Genomic DNA, 18,030 nt, shown 5'->3' with positions numbered 1-18,030 from the left:
CTTGCACAAATGGCTGATCGCGGCATGCTGTCTGCCGCAAGGCAATCGTGATGGGGGAGGAACGAAATGCTGGAACAGGCCGAGGATTTTCGCGCGGAGAGTGATGCGCTGTACCAGCTGGTCAGCGATCTGCCCGACAGTGCCTTCGATGAACCGACGGCGTTCAAGGACTGGACCATCAACCGCGTGCTGGGACATCTGCACATGTGGAACTGGGCCGCCGACCTGTCGCTGACGGATGCGGAGGGCTTCCAGAGCTTCATGCAGGACGTCATCAGGCACAGGGATGGCGGCGGCAGTGTCGGCGATCTGGAACGTGACTGGCGCAAGGGCATCGGCGGCCAGGCGCTGGCGACGGCCTGGCGCGACTATTATCACGGCATGGCCGACCGCTTTGCCGCCGCCGATCCGTCAGCCCGGGTCCCCTGGGCCGGACCGTCGATGAGCGTGCGGTCTTCCATCTCCGCGCGCCTGATGGAGACCTGGGCGCACGGGCAGGAAGTCTACGACATGCTGGGTGTGGTGCGGCAGAACGCGGACCGGATCAAGTCGATCGCCGTGCTGGGGGTGAACACCCATGGCTGGACCTACAAGGTCCGCGGCCTGGAAGCGCCGAGCCCTGCGCCACACCTCCGCCTGACCGCCCCGTCCGGCGCGGTCTGGACGTGGAACGACCCGTCGGAGACGGAACTGATCGAAGGCCCGGCGGAGGACTTCTGCCAGGTCGTGACCCAGGTCCGCAACATTGCCGACACGCGGCTGAAGGTCACCGGACCGAACGCCACCGACTGGATGTCCATTGCCCAGTGCTTTGCCGGCGCGCCGGAGCAACCCCCCGCACCCGGCGCACGGCGGACCATGACGCGGGATTGATCGGTTCGCGCGGCGGGCGCTTGACAGGGGTGCCCTGCGGGCCGACATGATAGGTGATGCTTCCGCTGCGGACATTCCGACTGATGCTGACGGTGCTCACCGTGCTCGCCATGATGCTGAGTACCGGTACGGGTGCCTCGGCGATGTGTGGTCTGGGCGGAAAGGCAGGTTCCGTCGCGGATGCTTCCGCGGCCCATGCCGGGCATTCGGCGACGGACGACGTGCGGATGGTCATGGTGGCGGACGCAATGCCGGATGCCGGTGCCGGTTACGACATGTGCGCCGGTGACGGGGGGTGCGATCATGGTGTCTGCACGCCGGGCCTGGCCGTGCCTGCCGGTGCGACCGCAACCCGTGTCGCCGTTCTGCACGACGATGCAGGGCCGATGCGGCTGACTTCCCATGCCATGGCGCATCAGCCGCCTCCGCCACGAAACCACTCCTGAGTCCAGTTCTGTCGGTCCCGGTCGCCGGGGCCGGAATTGTACCTTTCAGGAGAGTTTCCATGTCGACAATGACGCGACTGCGCGCCTGCGCGCTTGCCCTCTCGCTCCTGCCGGCGGCCCCGGTCGCGTTTGCCGCCGGTGGCCATGGTGACGGCCACGGCCACGGCCACGGCAAGGGACCGGACATCGGGAAACCCGGTGTAGCCACGGATGTCACCCGGACCATCGGCATCATCATGCGCGACAACCTCTACGAGCCCGAAACGCTCGAGATCCGCGAGGGCGAGACGGTGCGCTTCACTGTCAGGAACGAAGGTGAGTTCGTTCACGAGTTCAACATCGGTACCGCGACCATGCATGCGGCCCATCAGGAGGAAATGATGGGCATGATGGAGAGCGGCATGCTGGAGCCGGACCGGATCAACCATGCGATGATGAACCATGGCAGCCATGGCATGAAGCATGACGATCCGAACAGTGTCCTGCTGGAACCGGGGCAGAGCGCGGAGATCATCTGGACCTTCCCTGACCACGCCAGGCTGGAGTTCGCCTGCAATGTGCCGGGCCACTACCAGACCGGCATGGTCGGAAGCATCCGGCTGAAGCACTGAACCCGCGCAGCACACAGATCAGGAAACACATCATGTCACGCATCACCATGCTCCGGGCCGCAATGCTCGGAACCGGTTTGGCACTTGCCCTCGGGGGCGGTGCCATGGCCGGCGAATACAATCTGACCGTTGATCCGGTAAGGATCGACACCGGTACCTTCACGCGCTCGGGTGTCGGCTTCAACGGCGCCAGCCCCGGGCCCGTGCTGCGGTTCCGGGAGGGCGAGGAGGTCACGATCAACGTGACCAACAACCTCGACGAGGACACCTCGATCCACTGGCACGGGCTGATCCTGCCCTATCAGCAGGATGGCGTTCCCAAGATCAGCTATCCCGGCATCGCACCTGGCGAGACCTTCACCTACCGGTTTCCCATAGTGCAGAGCGGAACCTACTGGTTCCACAGCCACTCCGGGTTCCAGGAGCCGGACGGGGCCTACGGGGCCATCATCATCGAGCCGGAGGGCCGGGAGCCGTACCGCTATGACCGCGAATACGTGATCCAGCTTGCCGATGCGCATCCGCACTCCGGCGACCGGATCATGCGCAATCTGAAGATGATGCCGGACTACTACAACCGCAGGCAGCGCACCCTGTTCGACTTCCTTGATGATGCGAAGGAGAAGGGCGTCCGCGCGGCGCTGGACGACCGCGGCGACTGGGGTGACATGCGCATGATGCCGACCGATGTCGAGGACCTGCAGGGTTTCACTCCGCTGATCAACGGCAAGGGCCCGGAGCAGAACTGGACCGGCCTCTTCCGGCCCGGCGAGAGGGTAAGGCTGCGCTTCATCAACTCCTCGGCGATGACCTATTTCGACATCCGGATTCCGGGGCTGAAGCTGACCGTCGTGCAGGCCGACGGCAATGACGTGCAGCCGGTCGTGGTTGACGAGTTCCGCATTGCCGTCGCGGAGACCTATGACGTCATCGTGCAGCCGACGGAGGATCGCGCCTACACGATATATGGTGAATCGATGGGGCGGACGGCCTTTGCGCGCGGCACGCTGGCGCCACGTGAGGGCATGGCCGCCGAAGTTCCTGATCTCCGTGAACCGCCCTTGCTGACCATGGGCGACATGGCCGGTCATGGCGGCATGGACCATGGTTCCATGGATCACGCCGCGATGGGTCACGGTTCGATGCCGAAGGGCGAGGTGGATCACGCCGCGATGGGTCACGGTTCGATGCCGAAGGGCGAGGTGGATCACGCCGCGATGGGTCACGGTTCGATGCCGAAGGGCGAGGTGGATCACGCCGCGATGGGTCATGGTTCGATGCCGAAGGGCGAGGTGGATCACGCCGCGATGGGTCATGGTTCGATGCCGAAGGGCGAGATGGACCATGCCGCGATGGGCCACGGCGCCATGCCGAAGGGCGAAACGGGTCGTCCTGACCCGTTCTACGCACCGGGCAGTGGCTTGCGTCCCGAAGCCGCCAACGGGGGCAGGTTCCTGTCCTATGCCGATCTGAAGGCGCAGAAGCCGCTCTACGAGCACCGGCCCGCAACGCGCGAGATCGAACTGGAGCTGACCGGCAACATGGAACGCTACATCTGGTCGATCAACGGTGTGAAGTATGCCGATGCCGACCCGATACGCCTGACCTACGGGGAGCGGGTGCGTTTCAAGTTCGTCAACACCACCATGATGACCCACCCCATGCACCTGCATGGCATGTGGTCGATCCTGGACAATGGCAGCGGCAAGTGGAATCCGGTGAAACACGTGATCAGCGTCGCGCCGGCCACCACGGTCTACATGGAGACAGAGGTGGATGCGCCGGGCGAATGGGCGTTTCACTGCCACCTGTCCTATCACGCCGATTCCGGCATGTTCCGGAAGATCGTGGTGGAGGGCGGACCCGATAGCGCCGCAGCGGCACCCAGCATGAAACAGGGGGGCTGAGGTCATGCGACGACTGTTCCTCGTTGCCGGACTTCTGTGTCCGGCGTTGCTTCTCGCCGTACCTGCCGCCGCTGAGTCCAACGTCTGGGGTATCCAGGCGGAACAGCTGGAATACCGGTTCGGTGGGGACACCGATGTGGCCGCCTGGGATCTGGATGCCTTCTACGGCAATGACGAAGTGCGCTTCGTCTACCGCAGTGAAGGGGAATATGCGCTGGAGGAGGAGGCCTTCGAGACGCTGGAGAACCAGTTCCGCCTTTCCACGCCAATCTCCGATTTCTTCGACGGGGTAGCGGGTGTGCGGTTCGATACGGCCAGCGGTCCGGACAGGGTACATGGTGTGATCGGCCTTCACGGGCTGACCCGTCAATGGTTCGAGATCGATGCCGACCTGTTTGTCTCCGATCATCCTTCCGTGCGGTTCGAGGTCGAGTACGAAGGCCTGATCACCAATCGGATCATCGTCGTGCCGAGCATCGAGCTGGATGTTCCGCTGACGGATGACACTGCCCTGAACCGGGTGGCCTTCGGGCCACGACTGGAGATCGGTGCGCGGGTGAGCTACGACCTCGTTGACCGGCTGCTGTCACCTTATGTGGGGTTCCATTACGAGCGCACGTTCGGGGGCAGCGCTGATCTTGTCCGGGCCGGTGGGGAGGATGCGAGTGCGGCCTTTCTGGTTGTCGGCGCGCGCATGATCTTCTGATCCTGCTGCCTTGGCCCCCGCTTCGACCGAGGGCGGGGGCCCTGGCGACCTCTTACCCGAGGTCGGACAGCCAGCCGTGGGCCAGGGTGCCGGTCAGGACGGTCATGGCGATGGCGATCACCATGAACAGCCCGTCGCGGGCGGTCAGGGCCATGCCGAAAATGAGGATGGTGGTCGCGGGCAGCAGCACCGCGAACGGCACGAGCTCCAGCGGGATCATCAGTCCCGCGAGACCGACACAGAGCAGCGCGGCAAGCCGTCTGGCAAGGGTGCTGGTTGCCCAGGTCAGACGGGTGCGGACCAGCCAGTCGGCGCGCCGCAGCCAGTCCTGGCCCCTCTTTCCGGCGCTCTCGATCTTCCGCACGGAAAAGCCCTGGCGGCGCAGTCGTCCGGGCAGCCAGGGATGATTGCGGCCAATGACAAGCTGGCCCGATACCAGGATGACGACCAGGCCGAGCATGCTCGGGACCGTCGGAATGGCGCCGAGCGGAGACGCCGCCAGCAGGCCGAGCGCGATGAGCATGGGGCCGAAGCCCCGGTCCTGGAAGATCTCCAGCAGTTCGGCCACCGTGACCTTCTCGCCATCGGCTTCGTCGGCTGCCATCTCGACAACGGACTGGAGCGGTCGCTTTTCCAGATCGGCCATTGCGGTGCGCCTCTTCCATGATGGCAGGTGCCGGGACCCGGACACATAGGTGCCGCGCACCCCGGTACCAATCAAGCCCGGAGACCAACTGTCTTGCTGCGCGCTGCCAACCGCATCAGGATCAGCAGCTTGCAGGGGAGGACACGTGATGGATTTCGAACTGAGTGAAGAGCACCGGATGCTGCGCGACCTGGTGCAGCGGTTCGTGCAGGACGAACTCATGCCGCTGGAGCCGGAGGTGCTGGCGCGGGAGGCACGGGGCGAGGGTGCGGCCCTGTCGTCGGAGGAGCGCGCGCGCATCGATGCCCGCTCGCGGGAACTCGGGCTCTGGGGTCTGGACGCGCCGGAGGATGTCGGCGGCGTCGACCTGCCCACCGTGGCGATGATCGGGGTCAACATCGAACTCGGGCGCACCGTCACCCCCTACATGCTGCCGCCGGACTCGCCGAACCTGCGGATGCTGATGGCCACGGTGAACGAGGACCAGCGCAAGCGCTATCTGGAACCCTATGTGAAGGGCGGCACGGTCTCCGCCATCGGCATCTCGGAACCCGGTGCCGGGGCGGATCCGGCCGGCATGCGGACGCGCGCGGTGCGGGACGGGGATGACTGGGTCATCAACGGCTCCAAGATCTGGATCAGCCGGGCCGAGGAAGCGGATTTCACCATCCTGATGGCCGTGACGGACCGGGAGAAGGGCGCGCGCGGCGGCATCTCCGCCTTTCTGGTTGACCGGGGCACGCCGGGTTTCAACATCGCGCGGCGTATCCCGATGATCGGCGGGGCCTTCACCTACGAGATCGCGCTGGAGGATTGCCGGGTGCCGCACGCCAATCTGCTGGGGAAGGAGGGACAGGGGTTCGCGCCGATGCAGGTCCGCCTGTCCACCCGCAGGCTGGAGATGGCGTCATGGTGCATCGGCATGGCGGAGCGCGCACTGGAGATGATCTGCGAATTCGCCCCCCAGCGGCAGACTTTCGGCGCCCCGCTGGCCGAGCGCCAGGCGATCCAGTGGTGGGTTGCCGACGCCGCCGCGAAGATCCGGGCCAGTCGCCTGATGGCCTATGAGACCGCCTGGAAGCTGGATGAGGGACAGGATGTCCGCACCGATGTCTCCATGATCAAGGTCTATGCCACGGAGATGGCCTGGGAAGTCTTGGACAATGCCATGCAGACCTTTGGTGCCATGGGAATGACCCGAGAACTGCCGCTGCACCAGATGGCTGCCCAGATCCGGCTGATGCGCATCTACGACGGACCGTCCGAAGTTCATCGCTGGGTCGTCGCGCGGAAACTGCTGGGCCTGAAGCGCTAGACTGCAGTCGTCTGATGGCCCCGGCCTGCCCTCTCCCCCTCCCGACCACCCACGGGGCTATCCTAATGGGTGGTCGGGAGGGGGAGAGGGCAGGCCGGGGTCCACATATGAATCGCGAGAGGGCAGGCCGGGGTCCGCACATGAATCGCGCGGGGGACACGATCGCCGTCCTGTTTCCGGTCATTGCACCGGTTTCGCCACCAGTTCCTGAGCCGCTGTTCATTTTTGGCTGACGCAAAAAAAAGGCGGGTCGCGAACGACCCGCCGAGTCAAACAGGGAGGCTTCACGTCTGGGAGACGTCGGACATTGCTGAACAGGGAGGCGCCAGGAATGCCCGGTGATATTGCGCTGCAACATCGACAGGAGGAGATTTAGGGTTTCCGTCTGCGGAAATAAAGGGCAGCGCCTGCACGCGGGCCATGCAGTTTGCGAATGGCTTGGGAGGCGCAGTATTCCGCGGGTTTCTCGTCACACGTGAATACTACTTGCGGGTTGTTGCAAATAGGCCATGCCGCCAAAATGGTCAGAAACGGGTTTCTGCGACCTTCTGGATCAGGAAATCGCGGAAAACGGTGATGCGTTTGGAGTTCCGCAACTCTTCCGGATAGACGAAGTAGGTGTCGAACTTCGGCCCGGCCACGTCATCCAGCACGCGAACCGGCTGGGTGTGGCCCTGAACGATGTAGTCCGGCAGGGCACCGATACCGAGCCCGCTCTGAACCGCCAGCAGCAGGCCGTAGATATTGTTGACCTTCAGCACCGGATTGCGCGGCTTGTCCGGATTGGCGCCAAGCTCCATCAGCCATTCGCTGGCGCGGACCGGATTCGGTGTGTCATCGCCGTAGACGATCAGCGAATGACGGTCGAGATCCTCCGGTGACTTCGGCATGCCCCGACGCTTCACATAGTCCGGCGACGCATAGAGGTGGAAATTCACCGTCATCAGCTTCCGCTGCACCAGGTCGGGCTGGGTCGGCGGCCAGAGCCGGATGGCGATGTCCGCCTCCCGCATCGTCAGGTCGACCTCGCCATCGGTCAGCACCATGTTGACGTTGATATCGGGATAGGCCTCGATGAATTCGCGGATGCGCGGGGTCAGCCAGGTCGAACCAAGCCCGATGGTCGTCGAGACCTTCAGTTCGCCGCGCGGCTTTTCCTTGGCATCGGTCAGCATCGCCTCCGCCATCGCCAGCTTGGCGAACACGTCCCGGGCGGTCTGATAGAGCAGTTCGCCCTGCTCCGTCAGGATCAGGCCGCGGGCATGGCGGCGGAACAGGGTGGTGCGCAGGCTTTCCTCCAGGGCACTGACCTGACGGCTGACAGCCGACTGGCTGAGATTCAGCAGGTCACCTGCGTGAGTGAAGCTTCCGGCCTCGGCGACCGTGTGAAATATGCGCAGCTTGTCCCAATCCATGGTGGGGAAAATATCCTTCCCGACGGAATCGACAAGCAAAATCAGGAAGATTCGCCGTCGGGCTGCTATGCGGTGCTATTCGGCGGCCTCCGCCAACTCGTTCGCGGCGATGAACTTCTCCGCTTCCAGCGCTGCCATGCATCCCGTACCGGCGGCCGTGACGGCCTGGCGATAGGTCTTGTCCTGAACGTCGCCGGCGGCGAAGACTCCGGCAATGCTGGTCGCCGTCGAATCCGGCGCGGTGATCAGATAACCTTCGGAATCCATTGCCAGCTGATCCCGGAACAGTCCGGTATTGGGGTCGTGGCCAATGGCGATGAAGACGCCATGCATGGGAATCTCGCGCATTTCTCCGGTCGCGACGTGGCGCAGTCGCACGGCGCTGACGCCCGGCGGGTCCTGCTCACCCAGCACTTCCTCCAGCACATGGTCCCAGACGCACTCGATCTTCGGGTGTTTCAGGACACGGTCCTGCAGGATCTTCTCCGCCTTGAGCTGATCACGACGATGCACCAGCCAGACCTTGGTGGCGAAATTGGTCAGGAACAGGGCTTCCTCGGCTGCCGTGTTGCCGCCCCCGACGACGCAGACTTCCTTGCCGCGATAGAAGAAACCGTCGCAGGTGGCACAGGCGGAAACGCCGAACCCCTGGTACTTCTGCTCGCTTTCCAGCCCCAGCCAGCGGGCCGAGGCGCCGGTGGAGATGATCAGCGTCTCGCCGATGTAGGTGTCGCCATTGTCGCCCCGGGCAACGAAGGGACGGCTGTTCAGGTCCACTTCCGCGATGATGTCATGGATGATCCGGGTGCCGACATGGGCTGCCTGCTGCTCCATCTGCTGCATCAGCCAGGGACCCTGGATGACTTCCGCAAAGCCGGGATAGTTCTCCACATCCGTGGTGATGGTCAGCTGGCCCCCCGGCTGGATGCCATGCACCATGACCGGTTCCAGCCCGGCACGGGCGGCATAGACGGCCGCAGTACAGCCTGCCGGGCCGGAGCCGATGATCAGAACCTTCGTGTGAATTGTCTCGGCCATGATCCCGCTCCCTTGCATCCGGTTGGCACACGCTATTTCGCATCGTCCGCGCGCATGTCAAGTTGAGTCCCCGACGATCACAGCACGGTACCGGACATTGCCATGGATATAGACGAATTCCGCAGCCACGCCCATCAGATGGTGGACTGGATGGCCGACTACATGGACCGGGTGGAGAATCTGCCGGTTCGCGCGCAGACGGCCCCGGGTGATGTCGATGCGACCCTGCCCCGCGCAGCGCCGGAACATGGTGAGCCCATCAGCGAGATCATGGCGGATTTCAACCGGGACATCATGCCTGGCATCACCCATTGGCAGCACCCCAGCTTCTTCGCCTACTTTCCGGCAAATTCCAGCCCGCCCTCTGTGCTTGCGGAGATGCTGACGGCGACCATCGGTGCCCAGTGCATGCTGTGGCAGACCTCCCCCGCCGCGACGGAGATGGAAACCCGGGTGCTGGACTGGCTGCGTCAGATGATCGGGCTGGAAGAGGGGTTTCACGGGGTTATCCAGGATTCGGCCTCCGGCGCGATTCTCTGCGCCCTGCTGACCGCGCGGGAGCGGGTGACCGGTGACGATGCCAACGAGAACGGGCTGGCAGGTACTACGCCGCTGGCTGTCTATTGCTCCGACCAGACCCATACGGCGACGGAGAAGGGTGCCAAGATCGCGGGCTATGGCCGGCGCTTCGTGCGCAAGATCGCCACCGACGCGCGGTTCGCGATGCGTCCCGAGGCGCTGGAGGCCGCGATCCGGGCCGACATCGCGGCAGGGATCCGTCCCGCCTGTGTCGTCGCCTCCCTGGGGGCGACGGGTGTCGGCGCCGTGGACCCGCTGGCGACCATTGGCGAGATCTGTGCCCGCCATGACATCTTCTTCCACGTGGATGCCGCCTGGGCGGGCTCGGCCCTGATCCTGCCGGAGCATCGCTGGATGCTGGAGGGGCAGGGCCAGGTCGACAGTCTGGTCTTCAATCCGCACAAGTGGCTGCTGACCAACTTCGATTGCGCCGCACACTATGTCCGTGACCCGGAAGCCCTGATCCGCACCTTCGCCATTGATGCGGCCTTCCTGCAGAGCCGGGAAGGGCGGCAGGTGATCGATTACCGGGACTGGGGCGTGCCACTGGGGCGACGGTTCCGGGCACTGAAACTCTGGTTCGTGCTGCGCAGCTATGGTGTCGAGCGGTTGCAGCAGATCCTGCGCAGCCATATCTCGATGGCGGAAGGGCTGGAGCGGACGATTGATGCCACCCCGGATTTCGAACTGGTGGCACCGCGGGTGCTCTCGCTGCTGAACTTCCGCTTCCACCCGGAGGGGGCCGGTGATGATGCCTGCGATGTCCTGAACGAGCGTCTGCTGCACGCCCTCAACGATTCCGGCGATGCCTATTTCACGCCCAACCGGGTCAATGGGCGCTATGCCATCCGCATCTCGATCGGTCAGACCCGGACCGAACAGCGCCACGTCGATGCCGCCTGGGACCTGATCTGCACAACGGCGCGGTCTTTGCCCAGGAATTGACCGCCTCCGTTTCGGGCAGACATAAAGGTCAGGGCCATTGACGGGAAAAATGCTCCACGAGTCCTGTGGATAACCTTGTTGGCCAATTCGAGAGAGAAGGTCTAGTCGCCCGTAATCATTACGGTTTCGTTACGCTGCCTAATTTTTGTGCAATATAATTAACATATTGATTTAATTGATATTTTTTTGCATTTCAGCAAATACGAAGGGAAATTCCTTGTGTTTCCGGGGGTTGTGCGCACCTGCCCCGATCCCTGTGCAAATCGAATTGAGGGAGTCAACCCGCCAAAACAGCATTGGATCAATTTGTCTGTGACTTTCCTGTGGCCTCGGTCACCCGTCCAGGTCGGCCACTTCACCGGTCAGCGGCGGCCATGGCAGGAACTGGCCACCATCCAGCGCGAGCATCTGACCGGTCATCGCCGGCGCGTCGAGCAGAAAGGTCACGGCAGCCGCGATCTCGTCCGGCTCGGCACCGCGTTGCAGCAGTGTTGACTGCCACTGCCTTTCGAACTGTTCCGCCGTCTGCCGCTCGTTCGCCAGCACCGGCCCGGGGCCGATCCCGTTGACGCGGATCCTTGGGGCCAGTGCCATCGCCAGGGTCTGCGTCAGGGACAGCAGCCCGGCCTTGGAGACGGTATAGGACGTGAACCAGGGCGTCGGTTTCCAGACCCTCTGGTCGATGATGTTGATGATGTTGCCACCACGATCCTCCGGCAGCGCCCTGGCAAACGCCTGGGCGAGCAGCAGGGGCGCCTTCAGATTGACGGAGAGGTGGGCGTCCAGGCTGTCCGGTGTCAGGGACCGGATCGAATCGTTCTCGAACAGGGATGCGTTGTTGACCAGCAGATCAATGGGCCGGTCGAGCGCCGTTGCGGCCCTGGGCAGCAGGTCGGCTGTTGCGGCACTGTCCGTCAGGTCTGCCGCCACCGTCACGGTATGCACACCGTGCGCCCGGATCTCCGCCGCCGTCTGTTCGGCCTCTTCCGCCGAATTCCGGTAGTGAATGGCCACATCCGTGCCATTGGCGGCAAGCTGCAGGGCAATTGCCCGCCCGATCCGCACTGCGCCGCCCGTGATCAGGGCCGCGGATGCACCAACGGTCGAGGGGACCTTGCTGCGCATGGTCAGAGCCCGGCGAGCTTGCTGACCGGCATGCCGGAGACGCCGTGGAACTGGGCCAGCACGTAGCCGGCGTAGGCCAGCAGGAAAATGACCCCGGCGACCCGTCCGACCGGTATGCGTGCGAACGCGAACGGGAACAGCACCAGTGCTGCGCCCAGCATCACCCAGAGGTCGAACTCCAGCATCTGCGGCGGCACCGGAATGTGACTGACCATGGCGGTGATGCCCAGGATGCCGAGAATGTTGAAGAGGTTGGAGCCGAGCACATTGCCGATGGCGACATCACCGTGGCGCCGGAATGCGGCAACGGTTGTCGTCGCCAGCTCCGGCAGCGAGGTGCCCAGCGCCACGAGCGTCACACCGATGACTTCCTCGGACACGCCAGCGGAGCGGGCAATGTCGCGCGCGCCTTCCACCAGCAGGTGCGAGCCGGCGACCAGACCAGCGACACCGACGACCATCAGCGCGATGATGATCATGGGATTGCCCGGCACGCCTTCACCAAGTTCCTCGACCTCATCGGACAGGCTCTGGTTTCCGTCACGACGGGCCTGACGATAGGCGTTGAACAGGAAACCGATCAGCAGCAGCAACAGCAGCAGGCCCGGCCAGAACCGGATGCCGTCGAACCAGGCGATCAGGATGACCAGCGCAGACGCGGCCACCATGGCCACACCTTCCCGCCGCATCACGCCGCGCTCGCAGAGGAACGGCGCGATCAGGGCCGGCAATCCGACCACCAGCAGCACATTGGCGATGTTCGATCCGACAACGTTGCCGATGGCGATACCCGGCGCGTCCTCCAGCGCCGCCTGAACACAGACCAGAAGTTCCGGCGCGGATGTTCCGAAGGCAACGACTGTCAGGCCGATCACCAGCCGCGAGACACCCAGGCGGTCGGCCAGCGCGACGGCGGCACGCACCAGCGCCTCACCACCGACAAGAAGCAGCACAAGGCCGAGTGCCACCATTCCATACATCAGCAACAGACGATTCCCCCTGGGCGTTTGGCGTTCACTCTCGTTCTTCTCCGGCACCGGGCATCAGCATCATATGGCGATGGTCTCGCCGGATTGAACCGCCATCACGCAGGTCTCTCTGGCATGCGGACCGGCGAGGTGCAATCTTCCAAGATTGCAATCCGTCACCATATGATGATTCATGCCCTGACCGTATTGCAGGAAGGTCACAATGCCGATCGTGCGAACTATCCTGATGGAGGCTGCGCGGCGTATCGCCAGCAATCCCGAGCTGCGTGCCCGTGCGGTCAATGTCGCACAGCAGGAAGTGCTGCCGCGGGCGAAGACCGTCGCGCGCAAGGCGGGGGAGGAAACCCTGCGGCAACGCGAGCTGCTGCGTGCCGACATCAACGCCGCGCGCGAACGTGCCGGGGAACAGGCCTCCAATGCCGAAGTGGCCGGGCGGCTGCTGCGTCGTGTCGCGAAGCGGGTACGCGACGGGGAGTGATCCGGCTGGCAGTATCTGCGGGTTGATTCGTCGCCCCGGTTGCCTGTTGCCTGTTGATTGTTTCGGTCATGTACCTGCCTAGACTGTTGTGCCTCGCACTTCTGCTGCTGCTGCCGCCGCCCGCCGCCGTCCAGGCGGTCGAAGGCCCCGCCGCGACCGAAGGCAGCGTGACGGGACTGCCCCTGCCGCGATTCGTCTCCATCAAGGCCGGAAAGGCCAACCTGCGCGCCGGGCCGGGCCAGAAGTATCCGGTGCGCTGGACCTATCTGCGCCGCAACCTGCCGGTCCAGATCGTGGGCGAGCACGAGAACTGGCGCGAGATTCGCGATCCCTGGGGAGAGGAGGGCTGGCTGCATGCCAGTCTTCTCTCCGGTCGGCGCACGGCCGTGGTCCGCGGTGACCTGGTGGCGTTGCGTGACGGATCGGATGAAGCAGCCCCTGTGCTGATGTATCTTGAACGGCGGGTGATCGTGACGGTGGAGGCCTGCCGGGCGTCCTGGTGCAGGATCAGCGTCGATGGTCGCGCGGGATGGCTTCCCGCCGATGCGGTCTATGGTGCCGACTGACAATGGTCGAGTGGGTCGGCAGTACGGGGAGGGCGTGATGAAGGTGATCATCGTCGGCGGAGGCATTTGCGGCCTGACCACGGCGCTCAGTCTGCACAGGGCGGGGATCGACTGCATGATATACGAGGCGGCGGCGGAACTGCGTGCGCTGGGGGTCGGCATCAACCTGCTGCCCCATGCGGTGCGGGAACTGGTGGAGCTGGGGCTGGGCGACGAACTCGCCAGGGTGGCGATCCCGACCGCTGAACTGATCTATGCGAACCGGCACGGGCAACGGATCTGGCAGGAGCCGCGCGGCCTGGATGCAGGCTACAACTGGCCACAGTATTCGGTGGCCAGGGGCGACCTGCAGATGATCCTGTTGCAGGCCGTGCGGGACCGGCTGGGGGCTGATGCGATCCGCACGGATCATGCGTTTGTCGATCTGGATCAGGATGATTCAGGGGTCACGGCCCGTTTCGTCCACCGCAGTGACGGCAGCGCGGCGGATCCGGTCAGGGGGGATGTCCTGATTGGTGCGGACGGGATCCACTCCGCCGTGCGGGGACAGTTCTACCCGGATGAAGGCGATCCGATCTGGAACGGCTGCGTCCTCTGGCGCGCGACAACGGTGGGGGAACCGTTCCTGACGGGCCGGTCCATGGTGATGGCCGGACACGCCGACCAGAAGTTCGTCTGCTATCCGGTCAGCCGTGAACTGCATGATCAGGGCAGGTCGCTGATCAACTGGATCGCGGAGATCAGATATCCGACCGATACACCCTGGCCGAGGGAGGACTGGAACCGGCCCGGCAGCATCGACACCTTCCTGCCCGCCTTCCTGGACTGGGATTTCGGCTGGCTGAAGGTGCCCGACATCATCCGCCGCGCGCAGGCGATCTATGAATTCCCGATGGTCGATCGTGATCCGGTCGCATCCTGGTGCTTCGGACGGGTGGTGCTGGCCGGTGATGCGGCGCATCCGATGTATCCCATCGGCTCCAACGGTGCGTCTCAGTCGATCATCGATGCCCGTGTGCTGGCGCGGCATCTGGCGTTGAGCGAGACGCCCGGGCAGGCGCTGCAGCTGTTCGATGCCGAACGACGGCCCCCGACCTCCGCCATCGTGCTGGCCAACCGTGGCAACGGACCGGAGCAGGTGATGCAGATGGTCGAGGAGCGTGCGCCTGACGGATTCGGCGATGTGCACGATGTCATCAGCCCGGTGGAGCTTGAGGAAGTCTCAGCCCGCTACAAGATGACTGCCGGTTTCGTGCCGGAGGCGCTGAACAGCCGCGCCTCGCTGGATGCCCATGTGTCGGGGCGATGATCAGGCCGCCGAGCGTCTGGGTGCCGTGGACCAGCTCTGCGCCCAGCTGATGCCGGTCAGCAGGACAAACAGGTAGACGACCGCTGGCCGGTGCAGCGGATAGTCGATGGTGTCGTGCAGTGCCGCCATCACGAACAGCACAAGGCCCAGGGCCGCATAGTGATTGTCGCGCCGCCGTTCGATGAATCCGGCTGACAGCCGCCAGCCGAGCAGGGCCAGCGCGATCCAGAACATCAGCGCCACCACCGGCCCCATCTCCACCATGTGTTCGATGAAGATGTTGTGGGCTGCATCCCAGCGATAGAAGTACAGCTCCTCGAACTTCCAGGGCTCCGCCGCGATCTCGAAGGTGCCGAGACCGGTACCGGCGAGGGGGCCTGACAGGATCATGTCGATGCCGGTGCTGAACATCATCGCCCGCTCCAGCAGCCCGGCGGTTCCGACGGTGGTGCCGCTCAACTGGGCAATGGCGAGGGTCAGCACCAGCGGTACCGCGACCGCGATCACCAGCAGGATGCGGGCCGTTGCCTTCCTCAAAAGGGGGGGCAGGAACGCCAGGAGCAGCAGGGCGGCCATGCCTGCGAGACTGTTTGCCAGGCCTGCGCGGGAACCCGCGAACCAGATGCTGACCAGGGCAACGGGAATCGAGAGCAGCAGAATGATGCGAAGTGTCCGCTCGACCGGCTTGCTGAAGGTTGCGGTCTTGCCATCGGCGGCCAGATAGGACCGGAACAGCCATGAGGTGCCACAGATCAGGAACATGCCGGCGTAGAAGGCGTAGGAATTCGGGCTTTCGATCGTGGCTGCGGCGACAGGTTCGAGGGTTCGCCGCGCCACCCCGAATATCTCGTTGCTGCCGGCCGCGAACTCCATCAGCCCATAGGCGTTGTAGGCCAGACCGAACAGGGCGACGGCCAGCAGGACCGTGTTCGCCAGGGTCTGGTACCGTCCCAGCCTGCACCCGATCCAGAAGATCATGGCATAGGAGATCAGTCGCATGGCGAACTGGCTGCTCCGGTCCTGATCCAGCGTGATGCGGCCCGCGGCGTCGACCCGGTCATAGGCCGGATGCCAGAGCATCGACGGCAGCCCGTCCATGGACTGCACGAGGCCCCAGAGGACGACAGCCAGAAACAGCAGGATCGGCCAGCGCAGGCGCTGCATCGTCTCAATGGCCGACCGGCGGTCCGTCAGGTCGCACACCGCGGAGAACAGGAAGATCAGTGCGGCCGCGAGCGAGAGCGGGATCCAGAACCAGGGTCTGTAGCCACCGAGTGGAACAACGGAGAGCAGTACGAAGGCAAGTGTCGCGACCAGCAGCGCGACATCAACGCCGCGTGGACCCCTCACTGGGCCTCGGAAACGAGATCGGCCCAGACCCAGATTTCCTGCCCGGCGTCAGCCACCGGTTCCAGGATCTGGTAGTGTCCCCAACCCTCGTCCAGCTCCAGCCGCAGCAGGCGGTGTTCCTGACCCAGCCGCGCGACGATCGGGAACGACGTTCCGGGACCTGCCCTGCCGTTCACGGTCGCGCCGGTCACCCGCCAGATCGTGGCCGGTTCGGCCGGGGCCGGGGGGGCTGTCTCGGATTCGATCGTGGGCTCCGGATCACGCCGCGGTACGGTCTCGGTGCGCAGGCTGCCGGCCTCTGGTGCCGCCGCCGCGCGGGCATCAGCCGCAGGGGCGGCCGACGGCAGTGCGGTGACATCGTCCCGCCCGATCACCGACCGTCCGTCCCGATCCAGCCGGACCAGACGCCAGCAATCCGCCCTTGTCTGGATACGGTCACAGACAAGCTGCGCCACGCCGTAGAAGGGTTCGGTGCGTCCGTCCGCGGCTGCATTGCCACGGAAGTCCCATTCGTTGGCAGCCACCTGGATACCGGGCACCAGCGTGATGACCTGCAGACTCGACAGATCATCAAGCATGGCCCGAATGCCGGTCGCGATCGTCGACTGCCGCTCGGCCACCTTCGCCTGTTCGGGGCTCCGACCGGATGTCAGGTAAAGAACCCCGACAACTGCTAGCGCCAGAATGACGATGCCGGTAACGAACCATTCCAGCTGCTTCATCTGTACATCCCGAAAAGAAACCCTCAGACACGCGGCGCGCCCGTTCCGGCAGACCGCTTCCAGCCGCTTTCAGGCGGGTTGTGAAACCCGCGTTCAACGGTTGGTTTGTCTATAGATGAGGCCTGCCCCGCGTCAAGCTTGCGTCATGCAGTGATGCCGGTATTCGCGGCAGCCGTCACGATGCCCCTGAATGCAGGCGGCTTTCATTCGGCGCGATCAAGCAACCGGTAGACAAGCAGCCCCAGGTGTTCCTTGAATGCCAGTGTGGTCTGGCCCAGGGCGCCTGCGTTGGGAATGAGGTCGAGCACCGTGAAGCGCCCGCCTTCGGTGAGGCTGATCTCTGCCGTCGCGGGAATCACGTTCAGGCCTGCCCTGGTGAAGGTCGCAAGCGCCCGGCGCATGTGCGTTCCCGAAGTGACCAGCAGCACGGGCCCCGATATGTCGGCCCCGATCACGCGGCGCGCGCCCAGGGCGTTCTCCCAGGTATTCTGGCTGCCGGTCTCGATATCGATGTCCCCGGCAGGTACGCCCCATGCCACCAGCAGATCCTTGATGGATCTGGCTTCCGAGGGTGCTTCCGGGGTCCATGGCGTATTCCCGCCGACCACCAGCAGGCGAGGCACCCTGCCCTGCCGGTGCAGCTGTGCCGCGAACCATACCCTGTCCACGCCGCCGCCCAGATCGGGAGCAACCCGTGGCGGTGCCGCGCCGCCGAGCGCGCCGCCGAGCACGATCGCCAGGTCCGACCGCGGTGTGTCCGCAACGGATCTGGGCGGGTAGTCCTGTTCCAGCAGGCGCGTCAGCCAGGCGGCCGTCGGCGAAATCGAGGCGACCCAGAGCACGATCAGACCGCCGACAATCGTGGTGGTGCCGATACGGGTGCGCCGGAACAGCAGAAACAGCAGTCCCAGGACCATCAGGGCAATCGACATGCCGAGTGGAAAGACCAGCGTCTGCAGGACTTTGGATAGAAAAACCGTCACGGTGTCCGCATCCTCGACCCATGCCCG

Annotated in this window: 18 protein-coding genes; 10 read left to right on the top strand and 8 right to left on the bottom strand. The window is 64.5% G+C overall.

What is annotated here, in order from left to right; genetic code table 11:
• The first annotated feature begins 66 nt into the window (after positions 1–66).
• The 5 genes from QGV54_RS17215 to QGV54_RS17195 all read left to right on the top strand — a co-directional run bounded on the left by QGV54_RS17215 (position 67) and on the right by QGV54_RS17195 (position 4,543).
• Positions 67–873 (top strand): TIGR03084 family metal-binding protein, encoded by an 807-nt coding sequence (locus tag QGV54_RS17215; protein ID WP_281019416.1) that lies wholly within the window; start codon positions 67–69, stop codon positions 871–873.
• Positions 874–956: 83 nt separating this feature from the next.
• A complete protein-coding gene (locus QGV54_RS17210) occupies positions 957–1,319 on the top strand; it encodes a hypothetical protein (protein ID WP_281019417.1) in 363 nt (120 codons plus the stop codon).
• A 59-nt stretch (positions 1,320–1,378) separates the two neighbouring features.
• Positions 1,379–1,930, top strand: a complete 552-nt coding sequence (locus tag QGV54_RS17205) for a plastocyanin/azurin family copper-binding protein (RefSeq protein ID WP_281019418.1) — start codon at positions 1,379–1,381, stop codon at positions 1,928–1,930.
• Positions 1,931–1,992: 62 nt separating this feature from the next.
• Positions 1,993–3,837, top strand: coding sequence for a copper resistance system multicopper oxidase (locus QGV54_RS17200; RefSeq protein WP_348638793.1), 1,845 nt, complete (start codon positions 1,993–1,995; stop codon positions 3,835–3,837).
• Between the two features lie 4 nt (positions 3,838–3,841).
• Complete coding sequence (locus tag QGV54_RS17195; protein ID WP_281019420.1) at positions 3,842–4,543, top strand: copper resistance protein B; 702 nt, start codon at positions 3,842–3,844, stop codon at positions 4,541–4,543.
• 52 nt (positions 4,544–4,595) lie between these two features.
• Here QGV54_RS17195 and QGV54_RS17190 read toward each other — a convergent pair whose 3' ends face one another.
• Entirely contained in the window at positions 4,596–5,189 is a 594-nt protein-coding gene (locus QGV54_RS17190) for an exopolysaccharide biosynthesis protein (protein ID WP_281019421.1), read from the bottom strand.
• Positions 5,190–5,337: 148 nt separating this feature from the next.
• Here QGV54_RS17190 and QGV54_RS17185 point away from each other — a divergent pair, with 148 nt between their 5' ends.
• Entirely contained in the window at positions 5,338–6,504 is a 1,167-nt protein-coding gene (locus tag QGV54_RS17185) for an acyl-CoA dehydrogenase family protein (protein WP_281019422.1), read from the top strand.
• Between the two features lie 524 nt (positions 6,505–7,028).
• Here the strand turns inward: QGV54_RS17185 and QGV54_RS17180 are convergent.
• On the bottom strand, positions 7,029–7,919 hold the full coding sequence (locus QGV54_RS17180; RefSeq protein ID WP_281019996.1) for a LysR family transcriptional regulator: 891 nt from the start codon (positions 7,917–7,919) through the stop codon (positions 7,029–7,031).
• A 75-nt stretch (positions 7,920–7,994) separates the two neighbouring features.
• The gene (trxB, locus tag QGV54_RS17175) at positions 7,995–8,957 is read right to left on the bottom strand and encodes a thioredoxin-disulfide reductase (protein WP_281019424.1); all 963 of its coding nucleotides are present in this window, start codon (positions 8,955–8,957) and stop codon (positions 7,995–7,997) included.
• 102 nt (positions 8,958–9,059) lie between these two features.
• Here trxB and QGV54_RS17170 point away from each other — a divergent pair, with 102 nt between their 5' ends.
• Positions 9,060–10,481 carry a pyridoxal-dependent decarboxylase gene (locus QGV54_RS17170; RefSeq protein WP_281019425.1) on the top strand — a complete coding sequence of 474 codons (1,422 nt, stop codon included), beginning with the start codon at positions 9,060–9,062 and terminating at the stop codon, positions 10,479–10,481.
• A 333-nt stretch (positions 10,482–10,814) separates the two neighbouring features.
• Here QGV54_RS17170 and QGV54_RS17165 read toward each other — a convergent pair whose 3' ends face one another.
• Together QGV54_RS17165 and QGV54_RS17160 are read right to left on the bottom strand one after the other, a co-directional pair.
• Complete coding sequence (locus QGV54_RS17165) at positions 10,815–11,606, bottom strand: SDR family oxidoreductase (protein WP_281019426.1); 792 nt, start codon at positions 11,604–11,606, stop codon at positions 10,815–10,817.
• Positions 11,607–11,608: 2 nt separating this feature from the next.
• Positions 11,609–12,586: a calcium/sodium antiporter gene (locus QGV54_RS17160; protein WP_281019858.1), complete on the bottom strand. Its 978-nt coding sequence runs from the start codon at positions 12,584–12,586 to the stop codon at positions 11,609–11,611.
• Between the two features lie 211 nt (positions 12,587–12,797).
• On the opposite strand from QGV54_RS17160, the gene QGV54_RS17155 reads away from it, so the two are divergent.
• From QGV54_RS17155 to QGV54_RS17145, 3 genes are all read left to right on the top strand, one after another.
• Positions 12,798–13,073 (top strand): hypothetical protein, encoded by a 276-nt coding sequence (locus QGV54_RS17155; RefSeq protein ID WP_281019427.1) that lies wholly within the window; start codon positions 12,798–12,800, stop codon positions 13,071–13,073.
• Between the two features lie 86 nt (positions 13,074–13,159).
• On the top strand, positions 13,160–13,639 hold the full coding sequence (locus tag QGV54_RS17150; RefSeq protein WP_281019428.1) for an SH3 domain-containing protein: 480 nt from the start codon (positions 13,160–13,162) through the stop codon (positions 13,637–13,639).
• Between the two features lie 37 nt (positions 13,640–13,676).
• Positions 13,677–14,948, top strand: coding sequence for a flavin-dependent oxidoreductase (locus QGV54_RS17145; RefSeq protein WP_281019429.1), 1,272 nt, complete (start codon positions 13,677–13,679; stop codon positions 14,946–14,948).
• Here the strand turns inward: QGV54_RS17145 and QGV54_RS17140 are convergent, their stop codons facing one another.
• From QGV54_RS17140 to QGV54_RS17130, 3 genes are all read right to left on the bottom strand, one after another.
• Positions 14,949–16,298, bottom strand: coding sequence for an O-antigen ligase family protein (locus QGV54_RS17140; protein ID WP_281019430.1), 1,350 nt, complete (start codon positions 16,296–16,298; stop codon positions 14,949–14,951). It lies immediately after the preceding gene.
• Positions 16,295–17,020 (bottom strand): hypothetical protein, encoded by a 726-nt coding sequence (locus QGV54_RS17135; protein ID WP_281019431.1) that lies wholly within the window; start codon positions 17,018–17,020, stop codon positions 16,295–16,297. The genes QGV54_RS17140 and QGV54_RS17135 overlap by 4 nt, the downstream gene beginning before the upstream one ends.
• A 203-nt stretch (positions 17,021–17,223) precedes the next feature.
• The gene (locus QGV54_RS17130) at positions 17,224–18,003 is read right to left on the bottom strand and encodes a YdcF family protein (RefSeq protein WP_281019432.1); all 780 of its coding nucleotides are present in this window, start codon (positions 18,001–18,003) and stop codon (positions 17,224–17,226) included.
• Positions 18,004–18,030 lie beyond the last annotated feature (27 nt).

Source organism: Minwuia sp. IMCC3060, assembly GCF_029909435.1.
GTDB lineage: Bacteria > Pseudomonadota > Alphaproteobacteria > Minwuiales > Minwuiaceae > Minwuia.
Note: the sequence above shows the minus strand (reverse complement) of the source record. Positions and strands in the feature narration are given on the sequence as shown.

Coding starts and splice junctions, on each gene's coding strand:
- QGV54_RS17215 (WP_281019416.1), top strand. CDS start 67: ATGCTGGAACAGGCCGAGGATTTTCGCGCGGAGAGTGATGCGCTGTAC.
- QGV54_RS17210 (WP_281019417.1), top strand. CDS start 957: ATGCTGACGGTGCTCACCGTGCTCGCCATGATGCTGAGTACCGGTACG.
- QGV54_RS17205 (WP_281019418.1), top strand. CDS start 1,379: ATGTCGACAATGACGCGACTGCGCGCCTGCGCGCTTGCCCTCTCGCTC.
- QGV54_RS17200 (WP_348638793.1), top strand. CDS start 1,993: ATGCTCGGAACCGGTTTGGCACTTGCCCTCGGGGGCGGTGCCATGGCC.
- QGV54_RS17195 (WP_281019420.1), top strand. CDS start 3,842: ATGCGACGACTGTTCCTCGTTGCCGGACTTCTGTGTCCGGCGTTGCTT.
- QGV54_RS17190 (WP_281019421.1), bottom strand. CDS start 5,189: ATGGCCGATCTGGAAAAGCGACCGCTCCAGTCCGTTGTCGAGATGGCA.
- QGV54_RS17185 (WP_281019422.1), top strand. CDS start 5,338: ATGGATTTCGAACTGAGTGAAGAGCACCGGATGCTGCGCGACCTGGTG.
- QGV54_RS17180 (WP_281019996.1), bottom strand. CDS start 7,919: ATGGATTGGGACAAGCTGCGCATATTTCACACGGTCGCCGAGGCCGGA.
- trxB (WP_281019424.1), bottom strand. CDS start 8,957: ATGGCCGAGACAATTCACACGAAGGTTCTGATCATCGGCTCCGGCCCG.
- QGV54_RS17170 (WP_281019425.1), top strand. CDS start 9,060: ATGGATATAGACGAATTCCGCAGCCACGCCCATCAGATGGTGGACTGG.
- QGV54_RS17165 (WP_281019426.1), bottom strand. CDS start 11,606: ATGCGCAGCAAGGTCCCCTCGACCGTTGGTGCATCCGCGGCCCTGATC.
- QGV54_RS17160 (WP_281019858.1), bottom strand. CDS start 12,586: ATGTATGGAATGGTGGCACTCGGCCTTGTGCTGCTTCTTGTCGGTGGT.
- QGV54_RS17155 (WP_281019427.1), top strand. CDS start 12,798: ATGCCGATCGTGCGAACTATCCTGATGGAGGCTGCGCGGCGTATCGCC.
- QGV54_RS17145 (WP_281019429.1), top strand. CDS start 13,677: ATGAAGGTGATCATCGTCGGCGGAGGCATTTGCGGCCTGACCACGGCG.
- QGV54_RS17135 (WP_281019431.1), bottom strand. CDS start 17,020: ATGAAGCAGCTGGAATGGTTCGTTACCGGCATCGTCATTCTGGCGCTA.